At 71.9% G+C, this 24,429-nt stretch carries 27 protein-coding genes; 13 read left to right on the plus strand and 14 right to left on the minus strand.

The genetic code is table 11. The features are described from left to right. Window positions 1-113 precede the first annotated feature (113 nt). Window positions 114-959 carry an LLM class flavin-dependent oxidoreductase gene (locus tag AB0J36_RS09020; protein WP_357170089.1) on the minus strand — a complete coding sequence of 282 codons (846 nt, stop codon included), beginning with the start codon at window positions 957-959 and terminating at the stop codon, window positions 114-116. Window positions 960-988: 29 nt separating this feature from the next. After that, complete coding sequence (locus tag AB0J36_RS09025) at window positions 989-1,987, minus strand: tyrosine-type recombinase/integrase (protein WP_357394988.1); 999 nt, start codon at window positions 1,985-1,987, stop codon at window positions 989-991. A 96-nt stretch (window positions 1,988-2,083) separates the two neighbouring features. Here AB0J36_RS09025 and AB0J36_RS09030 point away from each other — a divergent pair, with 96 nt between their 5' ends. Further along, entirely contained in the window at window positions 2,084-3,184 is a 1,101-nt protein-coding gene (locus tag AB0J36_RS09030) for a YafY family protein (RefSeq protein ID WP_357394991.1), read from the plus strand. Here the strand turns inward: AB0J36_RS09030 and AB0J36_RS09035 are convergent. The 5 genes from AB0J36_RS09035 to AB0J36_RS09055 form a co-directional block, all read right to left on the minus strand. Further along, complete coding sequence (locus tag AB0J36_RS09035) at window positions 3,174-3,599, minus strand: Hsp20/alpha crystallin family protein (RefSeq protein ID WP_357118645.1); 426 nt, start codon at window positions 3,597-3,599, stop codon at window positions 3,174-3,176. The genes AB0J36_RS09030 and AB0J36_RS09035 overlap by 11 nt on opposite strands. 67 nt (window positions 3,600-3,666) lie before the next feature. After that, a complete protein-coding gene (locus tag AB0J36_RS09040) occupies window positions 3,667-4,182 on the minus strand; it encodes a GNAT family N-acetyltransferase (protein WP_357394993.1) in 516 nt (171 codons plus the stop codon). Between the two features lie 10 nt (window positions 4,183-4,192). Continuing rightward, on the minus strand, window positions 4,193-4,735 hold the full coding sequence (locus tag AB0J36_RS09045; protein WP_357394996.1) for a DUF2087 domain-containing protein: 543 nt from the start codon (window positions 4,733-4,735) through the stop codon (window positions 4,193-4,195). A 666-nt stretch (window positions 4,736-5,401) separates the two neighbouring features. Then, the gene (locus AB0J36_RS09050) at window positions 5,402-6,037 is read right to left on the minus strand and encodes a GNAT family N-acetyltransferase (RefSeq protein WP_357394998.1); all 636 of its coding nucleotides are present in this window, start codon (window positions 6,035-6,037) and stop codon (window positions 5,402-5,404) included. 24 nt (window positions 6,038-6,061) lie between these two features. Further along, window positions 6,062-6,568, minus strand: a complete 507-nt coding sequence (locus tag AB0J36_RS09055) for a DinB family protein (RefSeq protein ID WP_357118633.1) — start codon at window positions 6,566-6,568, stop codon at window positions 6,062-6,064. A gap of 172 nt (window positions 6,569-6,740) precedes the next feature. Here AB0J36_RS09055 and AB0J36_RS09060 point away from each other — a divergent pair, with 172 nt between their 5' ends. Then, window positions 6,741-8,288 carry a glycosyltransferase family 39 protein gene (locus tag AB0J36_RS09060; RefSeq protein ID WP_357395000.1) on the plus strand — a complete coding sequence of 516 codons (1,548 nt, stop codon included), beginning with the start codon at window positions 6,741-6,743 and terminating at the stop codon, window positions 8,286-8,288. 23 nt (window positions 8,289-8,311) lie between these two features. Here AB0J36_RS09060 and AB0J36_RS09065 read toward each other — a convergent pair whose 3' ends face one another. Beyond that, window positions 8,312-8,797 carry an Rrf2 family transcriptional regulator gene (locus AB0J36_RS09065; protein ID WP_357395003.1) on the minus strand — a complete coding sequence of 162 codons (486 nt, stop codon included), beginning with the start codon at window positions 8,795-8,797 and terminating at the stop codon, window positions 8,312-8,314. Between the two features lie 129 nt (window positions 8,798-8,926). Here AB0J36_RS09065 and AB0J36_RS09070 point away from each other — a divergent pair, with 129 nt between their 5' ends. The 8 genes from AB0J36_RS09070 to AB0J36_RS09105 all read left to right on the plus strand — a co-directional run bounded on the left by AB0J36_RS09070 (window position 8,927) and on the right by AB0J36_RS09105 (window position 16,741). Next, on the plus strand, window positions 8,927-9,661 hold the full coding sequence (locus tag AB0J36_RS09070) for an NAD(P)H-binding protein (RefSeq protein WP_357118624.1): 735 nt from the start codon (window positions 8,927-8,929) through the stop codon (window positions 9,659-9,661). A 61-nt stretch (window positions 9,662-9,722) separates the two neighbouring features. Then, entirely contained in the window at window positions 9,723-10,298 is a 576-nt protein-coding gene (locus AB0J36_RS09075; RefSeq protein ID WP_357395006.1) for a nucleotidyltransferase family protein, read from the plus strand. Between the two features lie 9 nt (window positions 10,299-10,307). Beyond that, the gene (locus tag AB0J36_RS09080; RefSeq protein ID WP_357395009.1) at window positions 10,308-10,769 is read left to right on the plus strand and encodes an HNH endonuclease; all 462 of its coding nucleotides are present in this window, start codon (window positions 10,308-10,310) and stop codon (window positions 10,767-10,769) included. A gap of 318 nt (window positions 10,770-11,087) precedes the next feature. Then, window positions 11,088-13,856, plus strand: coding sequence for a BTAD domain-containing putative transcriptional regulator (locus AB0J36_RS09085; protein ID WP_357394331.1), 2,769 nt, complete (start codon window positions 11,088-11,090; stop codon window positions 13,854-13,856). A gap of 114 nt (window positions 13,857-13,970) precedes the next feature. Continuing rightward, window positions 13,971-14,651 (plus strand): hypothetical protein, encoded by a 681-nt coding sequence (locus AB0J36_RS09090; protein WP_357118612.1) that lies wholly within the window; start codon window positions 13,971-13,973, stop codon window positions 14,649-14,651. A 140-nt stretch (window positions 14,652-14,791) separates the two neighbouring features. Beyond that, the gene (locus AB0J36_RS09095; RefSeq protein ID WP_357118609.1) at window positions 14,792-15,286 is read left to right on the plus strand and encodes a SigE family RNA polymerase sigma factor; all 495 of its coding nucleotides are present in this window, start codon (window positions 14,792-14,794) and stop codon (window positions 15,284-15,286) included. Further along, window positions 15,283-15,978, plus strand: coding sequence for a hypothetical protein (locus AB0J36_RS09100; RefSeq protein ID WP_357118606.1), 696 nt, complete (start codon window positions 15,283-15,285; stop codon window positions 15,976-15,978). Before AB0J36_RS09095 ends, AB0J36_RS09100 begins: the two co-directional genes overlap by 4 nt. A 241-nt stretch (window positions 15,979-16,219) precedes the next feature. Beyond that, window positions 16,220-16,741 (plus strand): DUF4396 domain-containing protein, encoded by a 522-nt coding sequence (locus AB0J36_RS09105; RefSeq protein ID WP_357421720.1) that lies wholly within the window; start codon window positions 16,220-16,222, stop codon window positions 16,739-16,741. Between the two features lie 392 nt (window positions 16,742-17,133). On the opposite strand, the gene AB0J36_RS09110 is transcribed toward AB0J36_RS09105, so the two are convergent. Continuing rightward, complete coding sequence (locus AB0J36_RS09110; protein ID WP_357118600.1) at window positions 17,134-17,349, minus strand: helix-turn-helix domain-containing protein; 216 nt, start codon at window positions 17,347-17,349, stop codon at window positions 17,134-17,136. 18 nt (window positions 17,350-17,367) lie between these two features. Between AB0J36_RS09110 and AB0J36_RS09115 the strand changes: the two genes are divergently transcribed. The 3 genes from AB0J36_RS09115 (at window position 17,368) to AB0J36_RS09125 (ending at window position 19,104) form a co-directional block, all read left to right on the plus strand. Further along, window positions 17,368-17,580 carry an NAD(P)H-binding protein gene (locus AB0J36_RS09115; protein WP_363660382.1) on the plus strand — a complete coding sequence of 71 codons (213 nt, stop codon included), beginning with the start codon at window positions 17,368-17,370 and terminating at the stop codon, window positions 17,578-17,580. Between the two features lie 92 nt (window positions 17,581-17,672). Beyond that, a complete protein-coding gene (locus tag AB0J36_RS09120; RefSeq protein ID WP_357394328.1) occupies window positions 17,673-18,386 on the plus strand; it encodes an AraC family transcriptional regulator in 714 nt (237 codons plus the stop codon). Between the two features lie 58 nt (window positions 18,387-18,444). Continuing rightward, a complete protein-coding gene (locus AB0J36_RS09125) occupies window positions 18,445-19,104 on the plus strand; it encodes a dihydrofolate reductase family protein (RefSeq protein WP_357394326.1) in 660 nt (219 codons plus the stop codon). 47 nt (window positions 19,105-19,151) lie between these two features. Here the strand turns inward: AB0J36_RS09125 and AB0J36_RS09130 are convergent, their stop codons facing one another. From AB0J36_RS09130 to AB0J36_RS09150, 5 genes are all read right to left on the minus strand, one after another. Next, entirely contained in the window at window positions 19,152-22,340 is a 3,189-nt protein-coding gene (locus tag AB0J36_RS09130) for a tetratricopeptide repeat protein (protein WP_363660372.1), read from the minus strand. Window positions 22,341-22,359: 19 nt separating this feature from the next. Continuing rightward, window positions 22,360-22,797 (minus strand): hypothetical protein, encoded by a 438-nt coding sequence (locus tag AB0J36_RS09135; RefSeq protein WP_357394322.1) that lies wholly within the window; start codon window positions 22,795-22,797, stop codon window positions 22,360-22,362. Window positions 22,798-23,002: 205 nt separating this feature from the next. Then, window positions 23,003-23,599: a maleylpyruvate isomerase family mycothiol-dependent enzyme gene (locus AB0J36_RS09140; RefSeq protein ID WP_363660373.1), complete on the minus strand. Its 597-nt coding sequence runs from the start codon at window positions 23,597-23,599 to the stop codon at window positions 23,003-23,005. Next, on the minus strand, window positions 23,596-24,036 hold the full coding sequence (locus AB0J36_RS09145; RefSeq protein WP_357394318.1) for an SRPBCC domain-containing protein: 441 nt from the start codon (window positions 24,034-24,036) through the stop codon (window positions 23,596-23,598). Before AB0J36_RS09145 ends, AB0J36_RS09140 begins: the two co-directional genes overlap by 4 nt. Window positions 24,037-24,041: 5 nt before the next feature. Then, the gene (locus tag AB0J36_RS09150) at window positions 24,042-24,380 is read right to left on the minus strand and encodes a metalloregulator ArsR/SmtB family transcription factor (protein WP_357118580.1); all 339 of its coding nucleotides are present in this window, start codon (window positions 24,378-24,380) and stop codon (window positions 24,042-24,044) included. Between the last annotated feature and the right edge of the window lie 49 nt (window positions 24,381-24,429).

A 24,429-nucleotide genomic window follows, 5' to 3' on the forward strand; every position in this document is an offset into this window, starting at 1 on the left:
CCTGCTCTCAGCCATGGCCCGGGCCGGCCCGGGCGCGGCCGCGCCCGGGCGCGCCACCCGCGGCCGCGCGGCCCCCCCCCCCCCGGGCCCCCGCCGCAGGGCTGACGCGGCGTTCAGCGCAGCGGCCCGCGGGCCACCGCGTCGCGCATCGCCGCCGGGTCGCCGACCGGCACGTACTCCAGCCACCAGGTCGCCCCGGCGGCGGCCAACTCCCCGAGGTAGGCCCGTTCGGCGCGCTCGTCCGGGCGGCGGCGTCGCCCGCCGATCGCCACGTCGAACGGCTGGCCGTCGGCCCGGGTCGGCGGCATGGCCGCTGCCAGCTCGTGAACCTCGTCGGGGGTGAAGTCGGCCCAGCCGTCGGTGTCGGTCAGCTTGTAGGGCACGATGCCGTCGGCGCGTGCCGCGCGACGCCGCACCGCCCCGGCCTGGGTGCTGCCGCCGACCCAGACCGGCACCCGGGGCGACTGCACGGGCGGTGGCCGCAGCGCCACCTGCTCGGCGCGGTAGTGGGTGCCGTGGTGCTCGATCCGCTCACCGCTGAGCAGGCCGGTCAGCAGGTCCAGACCCTCGTCGAGCATCGCGGCGCGCACGGCTACCTCCGTCGGCTCGCCGAACGCGGCCAGGCCCCGGTCAGCGGGGTCACCGACACCGACGGCAACCGTGGCCCGGCCGGCGCTCAGGTGGTCGAGGGTCAACACCTCGCGGGCCAGCTTCGCCGGACGCCGACGGGGCAGCGCCGTGACCGCGGTGCCGAGGCGCACCCGCTCGGTACGCCCGGCGATCGCCGTGAGCATCAGCCACGGGTCGTACGTGGACGGGTCGTCGCCGCAGTGGTGGATGACGTAGTCCTCCAGGAACACCCCGTCCCAGCCGGCGCGCTCGGCCAGCTCACCCAGCTCGACGAGGGTGGCGACGTCGAGGTCGTCGCCGCCGCAGGGGATCTCCAGGCCGTGTCTCATCCCCCGACCGTAGGGCGGGGGTACGACGGTCAGCCGCGCCGACGCGACCGGGCGGCCCACACCGCGTACGCCGGGTCGCGGTCGAGGTTGTGCCGGTCCCGGTCGTAGCGGCGGGTGGTGCGCGGGTCGGCGTGCCCCATGGCGTCCTGCACGTCTTCCAGGGGGACGCCCTCGGAGCGGGCGGTGGTGGCGAACGCGTGTCGCAGCGAGTGCGGGGACAGTCGCGCCCACGCCGGGATGCCGGCGGCCCGGGCGAGGCGGCGGACCATCCGGAACACGGAGTGCCGGTCGAGTCGTGCGCCGCTGGCGGTGACCAGCAGCGGCCCGGTCAGGTGGGTCACCGGCACGCCGGCGGCGGCGGCCCGCTGGGCCAGGTACGCGTCGAGGGCGTACGCGGTGCCCGGGGTGAGGGCGCGGCGGCGCTGCTTGCCGCCCTTGCCGACGAACCGCACGCTGCGGTGCCCGCGTTCGGTACCGAGGTCGGTCAGGTCCAGCGAGACCAGTTCCCCGACCCGCAGGCCCAGGTCGGCCAGGAGCGCGATGGCCGCCCGGCTGCGGGCCGCCGTCGGGCCGGTCTCGGCGTCGGCGGCGGTGAGCAGGGCGTCCACCTCCTCGGGGGTGAGTCCGATGGTGGCGGAGTGGTCCCGGTCGACGCGGGGGCGGTCCGCGCCGGAGACCGGGTTGGCGGGTACGCCACCGAGCTTGACGAGGAAGTCGTACCAGCTCGACAGGGCGGAGAGTCGGCGTGCCACGGTCGCCGGGGTCAACGGTCGGCCGCTGCGGGCCACGAGGGTGGACTCCAGCGTGCGGGCGTACTCGTTGACGTGCAGGAACGTGGCCCGCAGCGGGTCCAGGTCGTGTCCCGCGCACCAGCCGAGGAAGGCGGCGACGTCGCGCCGGTACGCGTCGCGGGTGTGCTCGGAGAGGCGACGGTTGCGCAGCCAGGCCTCGGTGACGTCCAGCGGTGCGCTCGGCAGGGCCGGTCGGGCGGTGGGGCGGGCGAGCGTGGGCGCGTCGGTGGACACCATGTGAAAAAGGTTCTCAGCAGCGGATGGGATTGCCACGCAGGCGCGCCGACGGCCGGCCCTCGCGGCGGCGACATCGGGGTCGGCTACGGTCGCATCGTGCGTGCCAGCCGGCTGGTCTCCCTGCTACTGCTCCTGCAGGCCCGGGGGCGGATGACCGCTGGCGAGCTGGCCGATGCCCTGGAGGTGTCGGTTCGTACGGTGTACCGCGACGTGGAGTCGCTGGGGGCCGCCGGCGTGCCGGTGTACGCCGAGCGGGGCCCGGCCGGTGGTTACCGCCTGCTCGACGGCTACCGCACCCGCCTCACCGGCCTGACCGCCGGTGAGGCCGAGGCGCTGTTCCTGGCGGGGATGCCCGGCCCGGCGGCTGAGCTGGGCCTGGGGTCGGTGCTGGCCACGGCGGAGCTGAAGTTGCGCGCCGCGCTGCCGGCGGACCTCGCCGACCGGGGCGCCCGGCTCCGGCAGCGGTTCCACCTCGACGCGCCGAGTTGGTTCCGCGAACCCGAGCCCACACCACACCTGGCCGCACTTGCCGCAGCCGTCTGGGAGGACCGCCGGGTGCAGGTGCGCTACCGGCGGTGGAAGGCGCCTCGGGAGGTGACGCGCACCCTCGATCCGTTCGGCGTGGTGCTCAAGGCCGGCCGCTGGTACCTGGTCGCCGCGGCGTCGGGGCAGGTGCGGACCTATCGGGTGGCGGCGATCCTCGACCTGGCCGTGCTGGACGAGCCCGCCGAACGGCCGACCGGGTTCGACCTTGCCGAGAGCTGGCAGGAGCTGGCCGCACGCTACGAGCGGAGCGTCTACCGCGCCGAGGCGCGGGTACGGATGACGGTGGCGGCGCTGGCGCAGACGACGTACCTGTTTCCGCCGGCGATGAGCCGCGCGGCGCAGGAGAACGCCGGTGCGCCGGACGCGGCCGGCTGGGTCACGACGACAGTGCCGATCGAGTCGGTCCGCCACGGCTGTGTAGAGATGCTCAAGCTCGGCGCGCAGGTGGAGGTGCTGACCCCGACCGAGTTACGCGAGCTGGTCGCCAGCACCGCCCACGCCCTCGCCGCCCTCTACCCATCGTCCGGCGACGCGCTCCCCCGAGGGCCGAGGGCCCGCGACGCGTCGGCCCGGGAGTCGAAGGCCGGCGACGCGCCGATGGCCGGCACCCCGGGGCGGGCGCCGGCCGTCGAGGCGGTGTTCAGGCGTTGATCTGCCGTCGGCCGTTGCCGTTGGCGGTGATGGTGACCCGGCGGGGCTTGGCCCGCTCGGCGACGGGAATGCGCAGCGTCAGCACCCCGTGCTCGTAGCCCGCCTCCAGCTTGTCGGTGTCGAGGGTGTCACCGAGGAACAGTCGCCGGGTGAAGGTGCCCATCGGACGTTCGGCGGCGACCAGCTCGATACCGTCGCCGGCGGGTCGGCGGCGCTCGGCACGGACGGTCAGGACGTTGCGCTCGACGGTGCAGTCGATGGTGTCGGGGTCGACGCCGGGCAGGTCGAACGCGGCGTAGAAGAAGTCTCCGTCGCGGTAGGCGTCGAGTTGCATGGTCGCCGGCCGGGCTGCCGTACCGAAGAACTGCTCGGCGAGCCGGTCCACCTCGCGGAACGGGTCGGTACGCATCAACATGGTCATGCCTCCTCGGTTCTCCTGGCCGAAGGTGATGGTTGAGTCGAGGTGACTCAAGTTCCTCTTCTTATTTAGCGTCTTCCGAGCCGGCCGTCAACTCCTTCTCGAACCAGTGGTCGGCGTACGGCCCCCGCGAGTAGGCGGGGATCTCGGCGTACCCGTGCCGCGCGTACAGGGCGCGGGCCTCGACCAGGTCGGCGCGGGTGTCCAGGCGGATGCGGTCCACCCCGGCCGCCCGCGCCCGACGCTCGACGGCGGCCAGCAGCGCCGCGCCCCCACCGGCCCCCCGGTGCGCGGGGCGGACGAAGACGCGGGTCAGCTCGGCCCAGTCCCGGTGCCAGCGCAACCCGGCGCAGCCGGCCAGATCCGCGCCGCGGTGGGCGAGCAGGAGCACACCAGTGGGGTACGCCAGGTCGTCGCTGGGCATCTCGGCCAGCGCGGCGTCGACCTCGCCGGGTCGGTCGGGGCGGCGGTGGTAGCGCACCACCATCTCCGTCATGTACTCGCGCAACAGGAGTGTCGCGTCCGGATGGTCGGGACGGACAGCGGCGGTCACCCAGTCGGGTCGAACGGTCGTGGTCACCCGTCGATCATCAGTGGCCGGTCAACGGGTTTCCGGTGTCGGTCCGCTGGTAGATGCCCTGCTCGCGGGTGAGCAACCGCTCGTCCACGAGGTAACGGCGCAGGGTGGCGTGGTCCGACGCGCCGCCGGCGCACCACGGCTTGAGCGCGTCGTCGACGGCACGCTCCGGATAGCGCGTACCCGGCTCGAACGAGCGTTGCGCGATGTGTGCCAGCAGCGTTCGCCGCCGTCCGCGCTGCGCCGGCATGCCGACCAGGACGTCCCCGCGCAGGAACGTACGCAGCACGGGGTCGTCGGCCGGCGCGGCGTCGTCGGCCGGGCGGCGCTCGCGCGCCGCGGCCCGCAGCGACGCCTCGTCGACCGCGAGCGCGCCGTCACCGCCGGTGATGAGGCCCGCGGCGGCGAGCCGACCGAGCCCGGTGCGCACGGCCCGCGTGGCCAAGCCGGAGCGCTGCACGACCTCGGGCACGCTTGTCGACCCCAACGCGACCGCCGCGAAGATCCGTCGCCGTCCGTCGTCGGCCAGGGCCCCGGCCAGAGCGTGCGCAGTCATGCCGGTCACCCTCCCATCGCGGTATGCGCGCCGCCAGGCAATTTCCGGGGTACGCGCCCGGGTCCACCATCCCTGGCCTGCCGGTCCACATCCCGAGGTTGAAAAGGATCGGGACAGCGGTCAGCGGTGGGCGTGATCGTGATGAGAAGGCTGCCGCGGCGAGGTCACACCGGGAGACGCCGCGCTGGGCGCGCGGCAGCGGTAGGGTCGCGAAGACGCCTGACGCGTCGAACTCGAAGGCAGGCGTGTCCGCGCGGACGAAGGCGGGCACCCGGACCTGGCGGGAACTACTCATGGTTTCGGCGATTCCAGGGTTTCGGCAGGAGGCGCCGAGGGGCCTCCTGGATCCAGTGGCAGGTAGCCGGTGTCTCCGGCTGGCGCGACGTCGCAGATCACGTCGCTGAAGGAGCCCGTACCGGTCCTGCGGCGTGGGCTTCGAGTGGCACGGCGGACGGAGGCGGGGAGGTCACTCGAACCCGTCCTCATCGCGCACGTGCGCCACTGGTCACTGATCCATGCGCGTCAGCATGGTCAACCCGTGCCTGGTGGGCAACGGATTTACCGCAGGGCTGCGCCCGCCCCGACCGTCCGGGTCTGTTGACCCACCTGGCGGCGGTCCAGAAGGAGGCCGAAGTCGACCTCGCCACGCTCAACCCCGACGTGGTGCTACCCGATCTGACTCCGCGTTCCGTCGGCTGGGCGCAGCCCCGCTGAGCCGATCGGCCACTCGGTGCGCAGTCGCGCGTGCTGGTGCATGTCGTGCCAGCCGTCGGCGTGCCGCATCGACTGACGCGCCACCCCCTCCACGGCGAAGCCGCCCCGCGTGGCGACCCGGCACGACGCCGCGTTGGCCGTCGAGTGGTTCAGCTCCAACCGGTGCAACCCGGCCTGGGTGAAACTCCACCGGGTCAGCGCCTCCAGCGCCGCGGTGGCGATCCCCCGACCGCGCGCGTCGGGCAGCAGCCAGTACGAAATCTGCGCCGACCCTTCGGTCAGCAGCACTTCCCGCAGTCCCGTCTGGCCGACCGGCCGGTCGTCGCCGTCGACGATCGCGAAGCTCACGGCCGTCTCGGCACGCCACCGACCGGTCCACTGTGCCGTCCACGCCCTGGCCTCGGCGTCGTCGTCGAGTCGGAGCACGTGCCACCGCTGGATCGCCGGGCAGCCGAACGCCGCGCGTACGGCGGGGGCGTCGTCGTCGCGCCACGGCCGCAGCGCCAGCCCGGGGCGTACCGCAAGGTGGGGTTGTTCCTGGGCGGCGAGGCTCCCGGCGGGCAGGGCGGGCGTGACGAGCAGCGGCATCGGCCCATTATCGGCTGGGCGGCCTCACTCCCCGGTCGGGCCTCCCGCCAGCTCGGCGACCACGTCGAGGTGGCCCAGGTGACGGGCGTACTCCTGCACCAGGTGGAACAGCACCCGTTCCAACGACGCCGGGTCCGCGCCGTCCCAGCGTGGGCCCGGCGCCCCGATCTCGGCCAGGTCGTGCGCCGACACCACGGCGGTCGTGTGCGCGCCCTGCGCCCGCAGCGCCGCCACCAGGTCGTCACGGGTCTCGTCGGGAGCGACGTACCAGCGGTCGTTCCGACGGTCTCCCCACGGCTCGGCGACGTCCCGACCCTGAAAACCCCACTCGATCCAGCGTCGCTCGACGTGGCGCAGGTGCGTGAGCAGCTCCAGCGGCGTCCACCCGGACGGCAGCCGGCTGCTGCGCAGCTCCGCCTCGTCCAACGCCGACACCTTGGCCACCACCGACTCGCGGAAGTAGTCCAGGTAGCGCAGGAAGACCTCGGTGCGGCTGCCGGCCGGTGCGGTCGGCTCGGGGAAGGCAATCATGACCCGCTCGACAGGTCGCGTCCGCGCACCGTGCCGGTGGCGTCCAGAGTGCGGTATCGCATGTCGTCCTCTCGGTCGGGTTGCGAAACTGATCTTCGCACCTGCTCAGGGCACGTGCACCCGGAGGCTTTACGGGCACCCACCCGGCGTCGTCACGGGCGATGATGGATCGGTGAGCGAGCCCGTCATCGACACCGAGCGCCCGCCGGCCCGGTCGTCCACACCGACCGAGCTGCCGCAGCCCGGTCCGCGTACGCGGGGGCCGTGGCTGGTGGCCGCCGCGACCAGCGTGACGCTGCTGCTCCTCGCGGGTCGCTACGGCTATCACCGCGACGAGCTGTACTTCCTGCTCTGCGGTCGGCACCTCGACTGGGGTTACGTCGACCAGGGCCCACTGGTCCCCGCGCTGGCCCGCCTGCTCGACGAGATCGCGCCGGGCAACCTGGTGGTCCTACGGACGCCGTCGGCGCTGCTGGCCGGGGGCGCGGTCCTGCTGGTCGCCGCCATCGCCCGGGAGCTGGGTGGCGGCCGGGGCGGGCAGAGCTTCGCGGCGGTGCTCGCCGCGATCTCCGGCATCGTGCTCGCCAGCGGGCACCTGCTCAGCACCACGACCGTCGACCTGCTGGTCTGGCTCGGCGTGGCGTGGTGCGCGGTGCGACTGCTGCGCACCGGCGACACCCGGTGGGCGCTCCCGCTCGGGCTGGTGCTCGGCGTGGGCATGCTCAACAAGCTGTTGCCGGCGCTGCTGGCCGTGGGCCTGCTCGCCGGGGTGCTGATCGCGGGGCCGCGTCGGCTGCTGCGCGACCGGCGGGTGCTCGCCGCCGCCGCGACCGCCCTGGTGCTGGCCGCGCCGAACCTGATCTGGCAGGCGGCGCACGGATTCCCGCAGCTCGGCGTGGCCGCGTCCATCTCCGACGGGGGCAGCTCCTACAGCGGCCGCCTCGACGCGTTCACCCTCCAGTTCCTCATCATCAGCCCGTACGCCGTACCGATCTGGATCGCGGGTCTCGTCGCGTTGCTGCGCCGGCCGGCGTGGCGGTCGTACCGGGCGGTGGGTTGGGCCTGGATTGTCGTGTTCGGTGTGGTCCTGCTGGCCGGCGGCAAGGGCTACTACGACGCTCCCCTGCTGTTGGCGCTCGTCGCGGCGGGCGCGGTGGTCACCGCCGCCTGGGCGTCGCGCGGCCGGTCGTGGCTGCGGCGGGGGGTGCTCGCGGCCGGCGCGGTGCCGTTCCTGCTGCCCAGCATCGTGCTGCTGTTGCCCGTGCTGCCGGCCGACCGGCTGCCCGCCTTCGTGGTCGACGTGAACTACGACGCCGGTGAGACCATCGGCTGGCCGGCGTTCGCCGACTCACTCGCCACCGTCCACCGTGGCCTGCCGGAGTCCGATCGCGCGCGGGCGGTCGTGCTCACCGCCAACTACGGCGAGGCCGGGGCGGTCGCGCGCTACGGACCGGCACGGGGGCTGCCCCGGGCGTACTCCGGCCACAACAGCATGCTGGACTTCGGACGCCCGCCCGCGGACGCGGACGTGGTCATCGCGGTCGGCTGGGAGCGCCCCGACGCGCTGAACGGCTGGTTCGAGCAGTGTGTGCTGGCCGGGCGGGTGGACCAGCGGGTCGAGGTGGCCAACGACGAGAACGGCGGCCCGATCCACGTGTGCCGGGGGCTGCGACGTCCGTGGGCCGAGATCTGGGACACCGAGGTACGCCGCGCCGGCTGAGCCACGTCACGCCCGCCGAGCGCTCAGCCGGCGGGGTCGCCGGTGAGCCAGGCGCGGACGGTGGCCAGGGCCTCGGGGCCGGAGTCGACGTCCACGTCGCGGGCGAGGTCGGCGATCGTGATGCCGGCCAGGGCGTCACGCCACGCCGCCTCGGCGGTCCACATGGCGCGGGCGATCGGGCACGCGCCGGTGCAGTCGCCGGGTGGGGTGGCCAGCGGCCCGCGCTGGCGGATCTCGGTGCACACGAAGGCCGGGCCGGGCCCGTCGACGGCGTGGACCACGTCCAGCACGCTGATCGACTCCGGCGCGCGGGTCAGCGCGTAGCCACCGGACTTGCCCTGCACGGAGTGGATGAGCCCCGCGCGGGCCAGCGACTGGAGCTGTTTGGCGAGGTAGCTGCCGGAGACGTCGTGCAGCTCCGCGAGCCGGGCGGCCGGGACCGGCCGGCTGCTGGTGGTGAGCACGACACAGCAGTGCAGCGCCCACTCGACACCGCCGGACATCTTCATCGCCTCACCCTAACCACCCCTGATACTCGGATCCTTCTTATCCGAGTATAGTTCTCGGACATAAGAGGTCCGAGTTTGCCGGCGCCGCTGGGGTGCCGGGACGAACGGGACACGGAAGGTGGAACGGACATGAAGATCGCTGTGATGGGCGGAACGGGCCTGATCGGCTCCCAGGTCGTCCAGATCCTGCGCACGGCCGGGCACGACGCGTTCGGGCACTCGCAGTCGACCGGAGTCGACCTCCTCACCGGGCAGGGCCTCCCCGAGGCGCTCAAGGACGTTGACGTCGTCGTCAACCTCACCAACTCGCCGACCTTCGACGAGGCCTCCCCCGCGTTCTTCCAGACCACCATGGACAACCTCCTGACCGCCGCTGAGAAGGCCGGCGTCGGACACGCCGTGGTCCTGTCGATCGTCGGCGTCGACCAGGTGCCCGACCTGGCCTACTACCGCGCGAAGGTGCTCCAGGAGGACATCCTCAAGGCCAGCGGAGTGCCGTACTCGATCGTCCGCGCCACCCAGTTCTTCGAGTTCATCGACGCGGTCATCTCCTGGACCGCCGACGAGACCGGCGTACGCCTGCCCAGCACCCCCGTCCAGCCGATGGCCGCGGCCGACGTGGCCCAGGCCGTCGCCGACGTGAGCGTGGGCGCGCCCCTTCAGGGCATCCGCAACGTCGCCGGCCCCGACGTGTTCGGGCTCGACGAGCTGGGCCGGATCACCCTCGCCGCGCGCGGCGACCAGCGGACCGTCACCACCGACGACACCGCCGGCATGTTCGCGGCGGCCCCCGGCGACGTGCTCACCGGCAAGCAGGACGCCGTTCTCGCGCCCACCTCGTACCGGGAGTGGCTGGCGCGCTGACCTGCGCCTGGGCGTCCCGGGACGCGGGGCGTCCGCCGCTCGTGCGGACTAGGCTCTGGCCATGGTCACGGCGGGTCTCCTCCTGGCGGCCGGCGCCGGCCGACGGCTCGGCCAACCCAAGGCCCTCCTGCCCTACCGTGGCCGCCTGCTCGTGGAGCACGCCGCCGACCTCCTCACCGCCGCCGGCTGCCGACCGGTGCTGGTGGTGCTCGGCGCGCAGGCCGACCAGATCCGCGCCCGCACCCGGCTGCCCGAGGTGGTGGTGAACGACGACTGGGCCTCGGGCATGGGCTCGTCGCTTCGGGCCGGGCTGGACTCCCTGGCGTCCAGCCCGGCCGCCGCCGTCGTGGTCACCCTGGTCGACCAGCCCGACCTGACCCCCGAGGCGGTACGCCGCGTCGCCCGCGACGCCACCGCCGAATCCCTCGCCATGGCCACCTACCGCGACGGGCGACGCGGACATCCGGTGCTGCTCGGGCGCGACCACTGGCCCGGAGTCGCCGAGGCGGCGACCGGCGACCGGGGCGCCCGCGACTACCTCCGAGCCCACGCGACAGCCGTACAACTGGTGGACTGCGCCGACGTCGCCGACGACACCGACGTCGACCTGCCCGAGCACGCCGCCCGCCTCCGATAGGCTGACGCCGTGCTCAGCGAGGTCAAGGGGTTGTCCCGACACTTCACCGAGGCCAGTCTGCGCGACCATCTCCTGCGGCGTTCGGTACGGCAGGACGACGGCTGCCTCATCATCAGCGGGTACGGCACGCGGCGCGGCGTTCACCAGAAGGTCGCCGGCCGCGCCTGGGCGCACATCGCCGCGTACGTCGTCCTCGTCGGCGGGTACCGCCCCGATCTGGAGGTCGACCACCTCTGCCCGGCGAAGGACTGCATCGAGCCCACCCACCTGCGGCAGGTCAGCCGCGCCGAGAACTGCCGCACCCGGGTGCAGGGCCCGACCTGCCGCAACGGGCACGACCGTGAGATCGACGAGTCGACGGGTCGATACCGCCGGACGTGCCGCGCCTGCAACCGGGACAGCCAACGCCGGTGGCGCGAGCGCCAGGCCGCCGAGGTGAGCCAGGCCCGCTCGGCGTACCTGCCGAACTGACGCCGCGACCCCTCGGCGCGGTGCTGATTCGCGCCCTACGGCGAGCACCTCTGGGTCTGTGACACGGGCCTCGGTCAGCGGCAGCCGGCTCTACGAGGTTCCCGCCGGCGACTGACGCCCTCCGCGCACCACCGCCGCAGCGGGCCCCGGGACTCCGTCAAGGAGTCCCGGGGCCCGCTGCCGTGCCGTCCCAGCCCGTAGACGGCGGTCCTCGCGATCCGGATCCGAGAATGTCTCCGAATACAATGGAGAGACTTCTTGAGCGAATCTTGAATCGCCTGGTCAAGCCGGGAACGGCGACAGCGGGGGACGGTGTCGGTGAAGTTCAGGCTGCTCGGCGAGGTCGAGGCGGAGATCGACGGCGCATGGGTCGACCTGGGCCACGCTCGGCAACGCAGCGTCCTGGCGATCCTGCTCATCGAGGCGAATCGCGTCGTGCACGTCGACCAGTTCCTCGAACGCGTCTGGGCCGATAATCGTCCGCAGCGCGCCGTGAATTCGCTGTACAGCTACCTGTCCCGCCTGCGGTCCTGCCTGGCCGACGGTGCCGAGATCTCCCGCCGCTCGGGCGGCTACCTGCTCAGCGTGGACCCGGCCGCGGTGGATCTGCACCGGTTCCGCGACCTGGTCGCCGGGGCGCGCGCCGTGCCCGACGACGAGGCGGCGCTGGGGCGGTTCGACGAAGCCCTCGGCCTGTGGCGTGGCGAGCCCTTTCCCCGGCTGGACACCCCGTGGCTCAACGAGACGCGCGAGGCGCTCACCCAGGAGAGGCTGGCCGCCGAACGGGACCGCACGGACACCGCGCTCCGCCTGGGCCTGCACGCGTCCCTGCTACCGGACCTCCTGCGGGACGCGCCGGCCCATCCGCTGGACGAGCGCCTCGCCGGGCAACTCATGCGCGCCCTCTACCGCTGCGGTCGGCAGGCCGAGGCGCTGGAGCATTACGACCGGCTGCGCCGTGTCCTGGCCGACGAGACCGGCGTCGACCCCGGCCCCGATCTGCAAGCGCTGCACCTGGGCATCCTCAACGGCGACCCGACACTCGCCGCGCCGACGACCGGGACCGCCGCGACCCACCCGACGCCCCGGCAACTGCCGGCCCCACCGCCGTTGTTCACCGGCCGGGTCCGCGAACTGGCCACACTGTCCCGCCTCGTCGAGGATCAGACCAACGACGCGGACGCCGTCGCCGTCGCGGTCATCGGTGGCACCGGCGGCGTCGGCAAGACCTGGTTGGCCCTGCGCTGGGCGTACGACCACCTGGACCGCTTCCCCGACGGCCAGTTGTACGTCAACCTGCGCGGCTTCGACCCCGCCGCCGAGCCGGTGCCGCCACCGGTGGCCCTGCGCGGCCTCCTCGACGCCCTGGCCGTACCGCCCAAGGCGATCCCGACCGGCGTGGACGCGCAGGCGGCCCTCTACCGCACCCTGCTCGCGGGCCGGCGGATGCTGATCGTGCTGGACAACGCCCACGACACCGGGCAGGTCGCCAGCCTGCTACCCGGCAGTCCCACCTGCACCGTCCTGGTGACCAGCCGTCGCCGCCTGGGCGGCCTCGTGGCGCAGGGCGCGCAGGGCTTCACCCTGAACGTGCTCACCGACGACGAGGCCCACGACCTGCTGTCCCGCCGGTTCGGGCCGCGACTGCTCGCGGAGGAACCCGACAGCGTCGCCGCGCTGCTGGCCCGGTGCCACGGCCTGCCACTGGCCCTCAGCATCGTCGCGGCACGCGCGGCGATGCACCCCGGTCTCCCGCTGCGGGCGCTGGTCGAGGAGCTGTCCGAGGAGGCGACGCGGCTGGACGCCCTGACTACCGGCGACCTGAGCGCCGACCTGCGCGCGGTCTTCGCCTCCTCCACGCGCGCCCTGCAGCCGGAGGCGGCCCGGATGTTCCGGCTGCTCGGTCTGACTCCCGGCCCCCAGGTCGGCCTGGGGGCCGCGGCGAGCCTCAGCGGGCTCTCCCCGCGGCAGACCCGGCCGCTGCTGCACGACCTGCACGAGGCGCACCTGGTCCACCAACAGACGTCGACGCGGTACCGCCTGCACGATCTGGTCCGCCTGTACGCGGCCGAGCAGGTCGAGCGCGACGCCCCGGACCACCGGCAGGCCGCCCTCGTCCGCATGCTCGACCACTACCTGCACACCGCCCACGCGGCGGCCTGCCTGCTCGACCCGGCCCGCGAGCCGATCACGCTGCCGCCCGCCCAGCCCCAACTCACCCTCGATCCGGTGGCCGACCAGGCGCAGGCGCTGGCCTGGTTCCACACCGAACACGCCGTGCTGCTCGGCATCCTGCGGCAGTCCGCGCGCGACGGGCTCGACGCGTACACCTGGCAGTTGGCCTGGACGATGGAGAGTTACCTCGACGAGCAGGGGCACTGGCGTGACTGGACCGCGACGCAGCTCGCGGCGCTGCGGGCCGCGAGCCGGCTCGGTGAGCGGCACTGGCAGGCGTGCTCGCACCGCAGTCTGGGAGTGGCCCACACCCAGCTCGGAGAACTCGACGAGGCCCACCGGTACTACCAGGGGGCACTCGCGCTGTTCGAGGAGCTGGGCGACCCGGTCAGCCAGGCGCACACCCACCGTGGGCTCGGCTGGGCCTTCAACCAGCAGGACCGCTGGTCCGACGCGCTGCGCCACAACGAGCTGGCCCTTGGGCTCTACCGGCAGGCCGGGCACCGGGCCGGGGAGGCGATGGCCGTCAACAATGTCGGCTGGCTGCACACCCAGCTCAGCGACCACGGCGCGGCCGTGGCGTACTGCGAGCGGGCGGTCGAGCTCAACCAGGAGATCGGCGACCAGCACGCCGAGGCGGGCGCCTGGGACAGCCTCGGCTACGCGTACCACCACCTGGGCCGGCACGCCGAGGCCAACACCTGCTACCAGCGGGCCCTCAAGCTGGTCCGCAACTTCCGGGACCGGTACAACGAGGCGGAGATCCTGACGCATCTGGGGCAGAGCCACTCCGCCGCCGGCGAGGCGGAGCAGGCGCGCGATTTCCTGCGGCAGGCGGCCACGATCCTTCGCGAACTCGACCATCCGAATGCCGAGACGGTGGCCCAGGCGTTACGCGACCTCGACGGCTGACCGCCTCCACCACCTCGTCGAAGAGGAGAGTCAAGACTCCCTCAAGGGCCGCCCAAGCCGGCACGCCGACGCTTTCTGACGTCCACCTTCGTCAGTCAGAAAGCAGGAGAACCGATGAGACGGATCCGTATGGCGCTGGTCACGGCGGTCGCCCTCGCGGCGTCGACCCTCAGCGTGGCCAGCCCCGCGTACGCCGCGGGCGACACCCAGCTCGGCATCGACGTCGGCAACATCGCGTGGGAGCAGTACACGTCCACCAACGCCGACGTCCAGGCACGGCTGTCCGAGACCTCGACCGAAGACTGCAACTTCTACACCGGCTTCTGGGCCGACCCGGCCAACGACCGCAATGACGGCACCGCCTCCACCTACGGCAAGTGCGGCAAGACCACCAACGGCTACATGTACCGCGACGGCACCAAGGCCTGGGGGCCGGTGGCGTGGCGCAAGCGGCAATGGTGCGCGGACTTCGCGAAGTTCGCCTTCTACTGGGGCGGCGCGAAGTACACCGGGCTCACCGCGGCGGCGGGCAGCTTCCGGACGTACGGCATCAACAACGGCACCTGGCACGGGCGCGGCAGCGGCTACGTCCCGCGCAAGGGTGACGCGGCGGTCTACGACTGGGACGGCAACGGCAGCTACGACCACGTCGCCATCGTCACGTCGTACTACGACACCAGCACGGACGGCAACCACTACGTGGTCGGCGGCAACCAGTCCGACGGCGTGACCCACCCGCAGTACAGCAACTGGGCCTCGTCCATCGTCGGGTACGCCTCACCGGCCGCGAGGTAGACCGGGCAACGACATCGGCTCCGGGCCCTGCGGGTCCGGGGCCGGTGTCGAACGCCGACCAGCGCTCGGAGAGGGTAGCCGTGCAGCGCCGGGCGGCGGCCGGTGCGTCTTCCTAGTGGAGAGCACTGACGGGAGCGGGCGTGTCGTTCGAGGAATTCGTGGCGGGGTATGGCCGGTCGCTGGTGCGCCTGGCGTTCGTCCTGAGCGGCGATCGGCAGGTGGCTGAGGATCTGGCGCAGACCGTGCTGGCCGACGTGTACCGGCACTGGAAGCGGGTGCGCGCGGCGACAGACCCCGAGGCCTACGTACGCCGCATGCTGGTGAACGCGCATCTGAGTTGGCGTCGCCGGCGCTGGACGACGGAGCGGCCCACCGACCTGCGCCAGGAGACCGGCGCCACGGTGGCCGACCCGGCCGACGCGGTCGCCGCCCGGGACCAGATGCGGGTGCTGTTGAGCAGGCTCGCCCCGCGCGCCCGCACAGTGCTCGTCCTGCGCTACTACGCCGACCTGGACGACGCGGCGGTCGCCGCGGCCATGGGGGTCAGCGAGAGCTCCGTGCGGGCCACCGCCTCACGTGCCCTGGCGAGCCTGCGCGGACCCGCGGCCATCGACGCACAGAGGGAGACCCGATGAGCCAGTCGACCGAGCGCGAGTTGCGCGAGCTGTTCGCCGCCGACGCCCCCGACGCCCCCGACGAACTGGCCGTGGTCGCCGGGGCGGTGCGCAGGGTCCACCGCCGACGCCGGACCCTGATGCTGGCGGCGGCCACGACCACGGTGATCATCGCGGCGGCTGCGTACGGCGTCCACCGGCCGACCGCGACGCCGCAGGCACAGCCGCCGGTCACGTCATCGTCCGCACCGGTCACTCCGACGCCCGCGGCCGACCTGCCGGCCGGGGTCAAGCCCGGCGACCCGCTCGCCTTCGGCGCGGCGCAGTGCGTCAAGGCGTACGCACCAAAGACCCTCGCCGAGCAGGCCTTCGCCTTCGACGGCACCGTGACCGGCATCGGACCGGCCCGAACCGAACGCGGCGCGCATCCTCCGCTGGACCTGCGATCGGTGACGTTCCAGGTGCACACCTGGTTCCGGGGCGGATCCGGGGGCACCGCCGTGGTGGACATGTCGCCGCCCGCCGCCTCGGGCGGGACGGGCGATGCCACGTCCGAGGCTGGCCCGGCCTATCAGGTCGGCACCCGGTTGCTCGTGTCCGGCATGCCCCGCTGGGGCGGCGCGCCGCTCGCCGACCCGATCGCGTGGGGCTGTGGCTTCACCCGGTACTACAGCCCTTCGCTGGCGGCCGAGTGGGCCACCGCGACGAGATGAACGGCCGCCTATCAGGACGGTCCGTCCGTATGAGGTGGCATTGCGGCCGGGGCTGCCTACGCCGGCGAGGGGGCGCTGCGCCCCGGCACCACGAGAACGTGCACTTCTACGCACCTACTCGGTCGGCATCGACGGCGAACTCGCCCAGCTGGGCGATGACGGCTACCGCCCGCTGCGCCTGGACACCCCTGGCCACATATACCCCCTAGGGGTATATTCAGCGGGGTTGAAGGAGGCGAACATGACACACGAACATCACCACCACGAGGGCACGCCAACGCTGGTTGCGGCACACGAGAACGACGGGCGCCCCGCAGCGGCGGCGGGTTGGGCGGTCGCCGCGCAGGCGACACTGCACTGCTTGACAGGCTGCGCGATTGGCGAGGTGCTGGGCATGGTGATCGGTACCGCGTTCGGGTTGCACAATGCCGCCACGGTCGTGCTGTCGATCGTCCTGGCGTTCGTGTTCGGGTACGGGCTCACGATGCGCGGTGTGCTGCGCGCCGGCGTCGGGTTCCGCGCGGCGCTGACGGTCGCCCTGGCCGCCGACACCGTGTCGATCGCCATCATGGAACTGCTGGACAACGCGTTCATCGTCGCGGTGCCCGCGGCGATGGACGCCGGGCTGACCAGCGTGTTGTTCTGGGCGTCCCTCGTGGGTTCGCTGGTCGTGGCGTTTGTGCTGACCATCCCGGTGAACCGGTGGATGATCTCGCGGGGCAAGGGCCACGCCGTAGTGCACCAGTACCATCACGCGCACTGACACGACCGACCCGCGCGGCCGCACCCCAGCTCGGGTGCGGCCGCGGTTGCTGTCTACACCTGCCCGGTCTACGACCACCTCGACAAGCCCGGCTCGGGATCGGCCCATCACACCCGTCACCGGCCGTGCCGCGCGCGCCTGTGGCCTGGAAGCTGCGGGCGGCCCGGGGCGGCGACGGACCGCCGAAACAACAGCGTAAGTGCTTACGCATCTTAACTGTCATTATGGTGCGCGCGCGTTATGTCCCGTTTGTAGGCATGGATTAAAGGATTGTTGTTACCGGTAATTCGTTAATTGGTGCGACCCGGTCCCCCGGAGGGTTGCGAACGGTTTGCGGGCGTGTCGGCGCGGTCAGATGCTGCCACTGTGGCGCACGACTGCTTGTGGAGCGGTCAGGATCCGGTCGTTGCGGCGCGCTCGCGATTCGCACGGATCTCGTCGTGGTGGTCGGCGGCCCAGCCGATCAGCGAGGTGACGATCTCGTGTAGGCCGCGACCCAGCGGGGCGAGGGTGTACTCGACGCGCGGAGGGACCTCGGCGTAGGCGGTGCGGATGATCAGGCCGTCCTGCCCGAGCTGTCGAACATCAAGGCAGGCTTCGAGGACCACACCGGCGTCGACCAGGTCATCCGTGCCTCGTCCGGCATCGAATGGACCCTGGTCCGCGCCGTGACCCTGACCGACAAGCCCACCGGTGGCACCGTGCGGGCGGCCGAGGCCGGCACCGAAAAGCCCGGCGCACGGATCAACCGCGCCGACCTCGCCCGGTTCCTCGTCCAGACGATCGAGGACGACGCGTGGACCCGCAAAGCGCCCCTGGTCTGGAGCACCCCCGGCTGACCCCTCCCGACCAACCTCTCGATCCCTGATCGCACATCCGCCAGCACACGCCCTAGGCTCAGGAGCCGGTATTGGGACAGCTCGGAGGCGTCATGGCGTTGCGGTTCGAGCATCGTCCGACCGACGCGGACGCGGACATCGTCGACCGTGTCTGGCGCACCACCAGCGACGCCGAGGAGACGATGACGTCCGTGGCGCGTACGTGCTGCCACCTGATCGTCACGCGTTCGGCCGGGCGGCTCCTGGTCTCGCTACGCGGGCCCGAGACCAAGGCGACCACGGCACCGGTCCCGCCGGACGCCGAGTTCCTCGGGATCCGGTTGACGCTCGGCGCTGTCTTCCGGCCGCACCCCGCGACGTCGATCGTCGACAGCCACGTGCCCTTCCCGGTGACACGCTCGGGCCGGGTGGTCATCGGCGGCGAGGACTGGGAGACGCCGACGTACGAGAACGTCGAGCAGTTCGTCCGACGGCTGCGCGACTCGGGGCTGCTGTTTCCCTCACGCCTGACGGGAACCGAGGCCGACCGTCACGGGTCCACGCGCACCCACCAGCGGCAACACCGTGCCGTCACCGGACTGTCGCCGACCGCCGTGACGCAGATCGACCGCGCGAACGCCGCGGCCACCATGCTGCGCGACGGCCTCGACTGGCGCGCGGTCGTCTCGGTGCTGGGCTACTTCGACCAGGCTCACCTGGCACACGCGCTGCGGCGCTACGTCGGACACACCGCGCGAGGGCTGGGCGCCGGTGACGACCCGACGATGTCGTTCCTGTACAAGACCGATCCGCGGCCCGGCAGCTAACCTCCGTCGGCCGGCCGCCGGAGGGCGGCGGCCCGACCCAGACAACCGGAGGAGAACAGTGCTGCTCAGCGTCAACGTCTTCGTCAGCCTCGACGGGGTCATGCAGGGACCGGGCGCCCCGGACGAGGACCGCTCGGACGGTTTCGAGCGGGGCGGCTGGCTCGTCCCGCACATGTCCGCGCACACCAACGAGGTCGTCGAGGGCTGGTTCCGTACGGCCGACGCCTTCCTCTTCGGCCGCACGAGCTACGGCCTGCTCGGCGGCTACTGGCCGAAGGTCACCGCACCCGACGACCTGATCGCCGCCAAGCTCAACACCCTGCCCAAGTACGTCGTCAGCGAGACCCTGACCGACGAGGAGGCCGACTGGAGCCCGACGACGGTGTTGCGCACCGACATCCTCGACGAGGTCCGCCGGCTCAAGGACCGGCCGGGCGGGGAACTCCAGGTGCACGGCAGTTGGCGGCTCGTGCAGACGCTGCACGAGGCCGGACTCGTCGACCTCTACCGACTGCTGCAGTACCCGGTCGTCGTCGGCAGCGGCAAGCGCCTCTTTCCGGACGGGTCGACGCCCGCGACGTTCGCGGCCCCGCAGGACAGCGTCCGCGTGTTGCCCGGCGGCGTCGTCTCGTTGACCCTGACGCCGGCGACCCTCGGCGTCCTCTCGACGGGCGCCTACACGGTGGACGAGGGGCGCTCGGTGCCGGTGCTCGGCTGACACCGACGAGTGGCGCAGGTGGTGGGACCGTGGCCATCCCTGAAGGCTCAATCCTTGGTTCTGATCGTAATCCTGTCGAGCTGCTGCCGAAGACCGTTCGCTTCGTCCCTGCGGCCGACTCCTTCCAGCACATCGGCCAGAGTCCGGTACGCGGAGAGTGCTTGGCCTGCGAACTTCTGCGGCATACGTTTGGCCAACGATCCGTAGAGCTGAGTCGCCTCGGTGATCGCCTTCAAGGCTTCGGGCAGGTTCTGCTTCGCGTCTGCGCACACCGTGGCGTATGTCCACAACGACATGGCGAGGTCGGGTAGGTGGGCGTCCCGGTTCGTCTCGGCCAGTTGCCGCCGGACGGCCACGATTTCCTCGGCCGGGGCGATGGCCCGTTCGCGGCGGCCCAGCGCGAAAAGGATGCTGCCGACGCTGGTCAACGAGGTGGCGAGGTCGGCTAGGTAGACGTCCGGATTTACCTCGGCCAGCCGCCGGTGAATGACGGCGGCGGTCTCAGCAGCAGCCAACGCCTGCTCAGGGCGGCCCAGCTCGAACAGGTAGGCGCCGAGGTTGTTCAACGACGCCGCGAGGTGGGGTCGGTAGGCGTCCGGATTCGTCTCGGCCAGCCGCCGTCCGATGGCCACGGCTTCCTCGGTCGGGGCCAGGGCCTGCTCAGGGCGGCCCAGCGCGGACAGGTGGGCCCCGAGGTTGGTCAACGAGTCGGCGAGGTCGGGAAGGTGGACGTCCGGGTTCGTCTCGGCCAACCGCCGTCCGATGGCCACGGCTTCCTCGGTCGGGGCCAGGGCCTGCTCAGGGCGGCCCAGCTCGAACAGGTAGGCGCCGAGGTTGTTCAACGAGTCGGCGAGGTGGGGAAGGTGGACGTTCGGGTTCGTCTCGGCCAGCCGCCGCCGGATGGCCACGGCTTCCTCGGCCGGGGCCAGGGCCGGTTCAGGGCGGCCCAGCGCGGACAGGCGGAGGCCGAGGTTGTTCAGCGACAGGGCGAGGTCGGGTAGGTAGGAGTCCGGATTCGCCTCGGCCAGTACCCGGTAGGTGCCGGCGGCCGACTGAGTCGCGGCCAGCGCCTGCTCATGGCGGCCCAGCGCGGACAGGCAGTTGCCGAGGTTGTTCAACGACAGGGCGAAGTCGGACACGTAGAAGCCGCGTTTCTTCTCGGCCAGCCGCCCCAGGATGGCCACGGCTTCCTTGGCTGGGGCCAGGGCCTGCCCGGAGCGACCCAGCTCGGACAGGCAGGCGCCGAGGTTGTTCAACGAGTTGGCGAGGTCGGATAGGTAGGCGTCCGGGTTCGCCTCGGCCAGCCGCCGCCAGGTGGCCACGGCCTCCTCGGCCACGGCCAGAGCCTCCGCCAGGCGGCCCAGCCGGGCTAGAACCGCAGCGACAGTGTTCAGCGACGTGGCAAGAAAGGGTAGGTAGTCGCCCGGGTCTGCCGCGGCCAGCCGACGGAAGACGGCGACAGCCTCCTGGACCGGAGCCACGGCCTGCTCGCCGCGACCCAGCTCGGACAGACGAAGGCCGAGGTCGCTCAACGAGGTGGCGAGGTTTTCTTGGTGGGCGTCCGGGTCTGCCGCGGCCAGCCGCCGCCAGGTGGCCACGGCCTCCTCGGCCACGGCCAGAGCCTCCTCCTGGCGGCCGACACGGGCAAGGCGGAAGACCTGTTTGGACTGCAGAACAGCTTGTTCGGCGGGATCAGTGGTGTGGGCGAGGCGGTGTGCGGTCAGCACGCTCGTCACGGCGGCCGCGGCGATGTCATAGTTTATGTGCCTCTCGATCGGTAGCAGAGGTTCGATGCTCTCCAGCACCTCGATGCTCACGGATCGGCTGGTGGCGAGAGCGGTCAACGCGGTGCCGCCCGCTCTGATCGCGAGATCGGGATGTGTGCGCAATAGCGGGTAGAGGAGAGTGCTGCCCACGTGGGGCCAGCGGTCAGCGGCCGCGGCGAGGAACATGATCGATCGGGAGAGCACCGAGCTTGTCGAGTCGTCCTGGGAGCGGGCGGTCAGGAGAGCGGTTGCGGTGCGGGGTGCCCAGTCCTGCGCGGGGTAGTCGGTGTGGTGTCCCGGCAGGGTGAGTGCGAGGAAGTCCTCGGTGAGCCGGTCCGGATAGAGGGGTTCCAGGACGGTTGGCTGGTTGGGTTCGGCAGGTGGATAGCAGACCGTGTGGTCGCGGAGGATCTGTTCGACATCTGGCCCGACACCGAGCTGTTCGAGAAGCTCGGCGCCGGCGGTGCGGTCGAGCGCGCCGGTGAGGGCAGCGGTGAAAACGGCGTGGTTCATCACGTCGCCGGGGGTCCGATAGCCGCTCCCGGTTCCCGTGAGGCCGTCGTGGTAGAGCCGTCGCCAGTGCAGTTGTTCCCGATTGAGCAGGTACCGGGTCAGGGCGTCCATGCCTTCGGGAGGCCGCTCGCCGCTGACAGCGGCGTCGACGGCGACCAGGGCGGCCATGTGTACGGCGAGGGTGAGCCCGAACTCGGGACTGTCGAGCGGGACCGAGGGCAGGATCGTGGAAGGGCGGGGATGCCGGTAAATGGCGGCGAACCGGTCGCGGGCCGCGGTGAACATGGTGGGCCGGGCGTGATCGGTGGGCAGGTCGGGGAGCCGCTGGGCGCTCGTGTGGCCCCGATAGTTGTCGAGGATGGCGCTGATCGCCGGCCACGTGTCCAGGCTGCGGCCGATCATGAGAATTCGGGTGGGGACGCCGACCTGGTGAAGCAGGGTGTTCTTGAGTAGCCAGGTGAGGTTGCTCAACAGCCACCGGTCGGCGTAGTCAACCACGAGAAGAAGCCCGGCGGTCCCGGTCAGGGCGAGGTCGTGGCTGCCGGGCTCGGGCCGGTCGGCGTCGGGACCGTGGAACGCGGCAACCACTTTCCAGCCGGCGCTGAGCGACTCGGCCGCGAGTTGGGCGGCGAGACGGGTCTTGCCCTGCCCGCCGGGCCCGTGCAGCCAGCGCACGCTCAGCCGCGGCGGTCCGCTGTCGCGCCACTGCCGCAGGTCGGCGAGTTCCTGATCGCGGCCGGTGAACGGCACCACGGCGCGTCGGGCGTTGAGCAAGCGGCTGGGCATCTGCCGCAGCCAGTCCACGTCGGCGTCCGGTTCGGGTTGCCAGTTGGCCAGCAGGTAGAGCGGTTCGCCGTTGGCGAAGACGTGGATGTCGGCGTTGATCACGCCGTAGGCGAACCCAGCGACCGACGTGACCTGCTGGAAGGAGGGGTGTGGTCCGTCTGCCGTGGCCATGCGATCCATCGACTCCCGCTCACGCTTCCGTCGACGGTGACGCCTCGTGGTAGATGATGTTGCCGTTCTGGACGCCGAACGCGACGCCGTGGTCACGGGCCACGATGTTCTGGATCTGCACCTTCTGCTCGGCGGGTAGCCGGGCGGTGACCTCGCTGACAAGCGCCCGCAGGTCGTCGATGACGGTCGGGTCGTCTTCGGCGAGATCCTGCAACCGGGTCAGCCATTGCGGCTGCTGCTGGGCCCGGACCTCGACCTGCTTGTCCGCCGACGCCTGCTCCACGGTGGCCGCCAGCGCATCGAGCCGACGCGCGGCCTTCGCCTCCTGGTCGGCGCGACCGCGGCCGAACAGCCGGATGAACCCCGGGCGAGCCAACCCGTTCCACACGTCCGTAGCGGCGGCGGTCACCAGCGTCGTGGCGCCGATGGCCAGCATCGCCTGAATGTCCGGGGTCACGTCTCTCCTCGCCGGTGGTAGGCGCACTCGCGTTCGGTGGCGACCGAGGTGGCGTCACCGTCTCGAACCCGAGAACCGAAGCCGATCGACGCACCGAACGTCCAGATCGACATCCTGGCACCATCATGGAGCGCCGTCGCCACCTGCGTAATTACCCGGACACGACACACAACTTCGCGGTCGGTCATGGTTCGATATCGCGGCGTCAGCCGCGGGGCAGGCTCCGGCCGTCGGGCAGCGTTCGACCGCTCAGCAGCGCCACCAGAGAACCGCTGTCGGCGCGTACGAGCTGGCCGCTCCCCCGGCGCCAGTCCGTGTCGGTCGCTTCGAGCCGGACACCGGTCAGGTCGACCCCGAATATGGTGCCGTTGGCGTCGCCGAGATTGCCCAGGACGGTGCTGACCGCGTCCGCCGGTGCGACCTCGGGCCGGCCGAGGGCGAGCGTCACGTCCAGGGAGTGGATGACGGCGTGACTCAGCGCGCCCGCGGCGCCACCGCCCGGCGGCTGCCAGGCGTGCAGGCTCGGCGATCGGAGCTGATCGAGAAGGTCGGTGCGGGGCAGCTCGGCGTCGCGCGTGGCCACGGTGTCGGAGAGCACGGTGAAGTCACCGCGGGCTGCGGCCATTTCGGCCGCGAACTGTACGGGGGTCAGCCGTACCGGCATCGTGACGTGCGCGACGACGTGTCGCACCAGCCACTTCTCGCACAACGAGGGCGCATCCCAGATGTCGATGGCCGAGGTGGCGAGAAGGTCGGCGAGCCCTCGGTAGGTCGATGCGACCCACGGCTGCGGGTCAGTCATGGTTGATCCTTCCGGGTGAGGTGGGCGAGGCGCTCCGCGAGCTTGTCGAGCGAGGTGGCGAAACCAGCGCGAGCATCGGGCGTACGCATCGCCTCGGGCACGTGCCGCTGGTGGATGACGACCGCGGTTCCGCCGTCGCCGAGATCGTGAAACGTGCTGGTCGTGTGCATCCGGGTCGCCGGCTCGACCCAGGCGAGCAGCTCAGGCACAACGATCTCGGTGAACGTGGCGACCATCCGGTAGCTGCCCTGGTCTCCGATCATCAGGGTCTCGAACCGACCCCCGGGCCGGAGGTCGACGACGATGCCGTCGACCGGTGTCACCATGCCGCGCGGTCCCCAGAACTGCGCGAGTTCGTCGGGCTCGGTGAGGCACCGCCACACCAGTTCGCGCGGCGCGCGGAAGACCCGCCGATAGACGAGTTCGTCGTCACCCACGGATTTCAGCCTTCCTGCAGGTGGGCGAGGTGCGTCTCCAGGCGGTCCAGGCGATCCGCCCAGGCCTGGCGGCTCTGCTCGATCCAGGACAGCGCGGCGTCCAGCGCCGCGGGTTCGAGGCGACACGGCCGGCTCTGCCGGTGCCGCCCCTGACTGATCAGGCCGGCCCGCTCGAGCACCCGGATGTGCTGCGACACGGCCTGCATGCTCATGGCGTACGGCTCGGCCAGCTCCTTGACCGTCGCCTGGCCCGTGGTCAGCCGAGCCACGATGTCGCGCCTGGTCCGATCGCTCAGTGCGGTGAACAGCGCATCAAGCTGCTGGTCGTCGAGGGTCACGCTCATGGCCCTTATCCAAGCAGAAGCTTTATAAAGCGTCAACTTGAATAAGGGC

Origin of the sequence: Micromonospora sp. NPDC049662 (genome assembly GCF_040675055.1) — a bacterium.
Classification (GTDB): domain Bacteria; phylum Actinomycetota; class Actinomycetes; order Mycobacteriales; family Micromonosporaceae; genus Micromonospora.

Bases quoted from the DNA above. Each gene is read 5' to 3' on its own strand.
- AB0J36_RS09020 (WP_357170089.1), bottom strand. From the start codon at position 959: ATGAGACACGGCCTGGAGATCCCCTGCGGCGGCGACGACCTCGACGTC.
- AB0J36_RS09025 (WP_357394988.1), bottom strand. From the start codon at position 1,987: ATGGTGTCCACCGACGCGCCCACGCTCGCCCGCCCCACCGCCCGACCG.
- AB0J36_RS09035 (WP_357118645.1), bottom strand. From the start codon at position 3,599: ATGTTGATGCGTACCGACCCGTTCCGCGAGGTGGACCGGCTCGCCGAG.
- AB0J36_RS09045 (WP_357394996.1), bottom strand. From the start codon at position 4,735: ATGACTGCGCACGCTCTGGCCGGGGCCCTGGCCGACGACGGACGGCGA.
- AB0J36_RS09050 (WP_357394998.1), bottom strand. From the start codon at position 6,037: ATGCCGCTGCTCGTCACGCCCGCCCTGCCCGCCGGGAGCCTCGCCGCC.
- AB0J36_RS09055 (WP_357118633.1), bottom strand. From the start codon at position 6,568: ATGATTGCCTTCCCCGAGCCGACCGCACCGGCCGGCAGCCGCACCGAG.
- AB0J36_RS09065 (WP_357395003.1), bottom strand. From the start codon at position 8,797: ATGAAGATGTCCGGCGGTGTCGAGTGGGCGCTGCACTGCTGTGTCGTG.
- AB0J36_RS09070 (WP_357118624.1), top strand. From the start codon at position 8,927: ATGAAGATCGCTGTGATGGGCGGAACGGGCCTGATCGGCTCCCAGGTC.
- AB0J36_RS09075 (WP_357395006.1), top strand. From the start codon at position 9,723: ATGGTCACGGCGGGTCTCCTCCTGGCGGCCGGCGCCGGCCGACGGCTC.
- AB0J36_RS09090 (WP_357118612.1), top strand. From the start codon at position 13,971: ATGAGACGGATCCGTATGGCGCTGGTCACGGCGGTCGCCCTCGCGGCG.
- AB0J36_RS09100 (WP_357118606.1), top strand. From the start codon at position 15,283: ATGAGCCAGTCGACCGAGCGCGAGTTGCGCGAGCTGTTCGCCGCCGAC.
- AB0J36_RS09105 (WP_357421720.1), top strand. From the start codon at position 16,220: ATGACACACGAACATCACCACCACGAGGGCACGCCAACGCTGGTTGCG.
- AB0J36_RS09120 (WP_357394328.1), top strand. From the start codon at position 17,673: ATGGCGTTGCGGTTCGAGCATCGTCCGACCGACGCGGACGCGGACATC.
- AB0J36_RS09130 (WP_363660372.1), bottom strand. From the start codon at position 22,340: ATGGCCACGGCAGACGGACCACACCCCTCCTTCCAGCAGGTCACGTCG.
- AB0J36_RS09140 (WP_363660373.1), bottom strand. From the start codon at position 23,599: ATGACTGACCCGCAGCCGTGGGTCGCATCGACCTACCGAGGGCTCGCC.
- AB0J36_RS09150 (WP_357118580.1), bottom strand. From the start codon at position 24,380: ATGAGCGTGACCCTCGACGACCAGCAGCTTGATGCGCTGTTCACCGCA.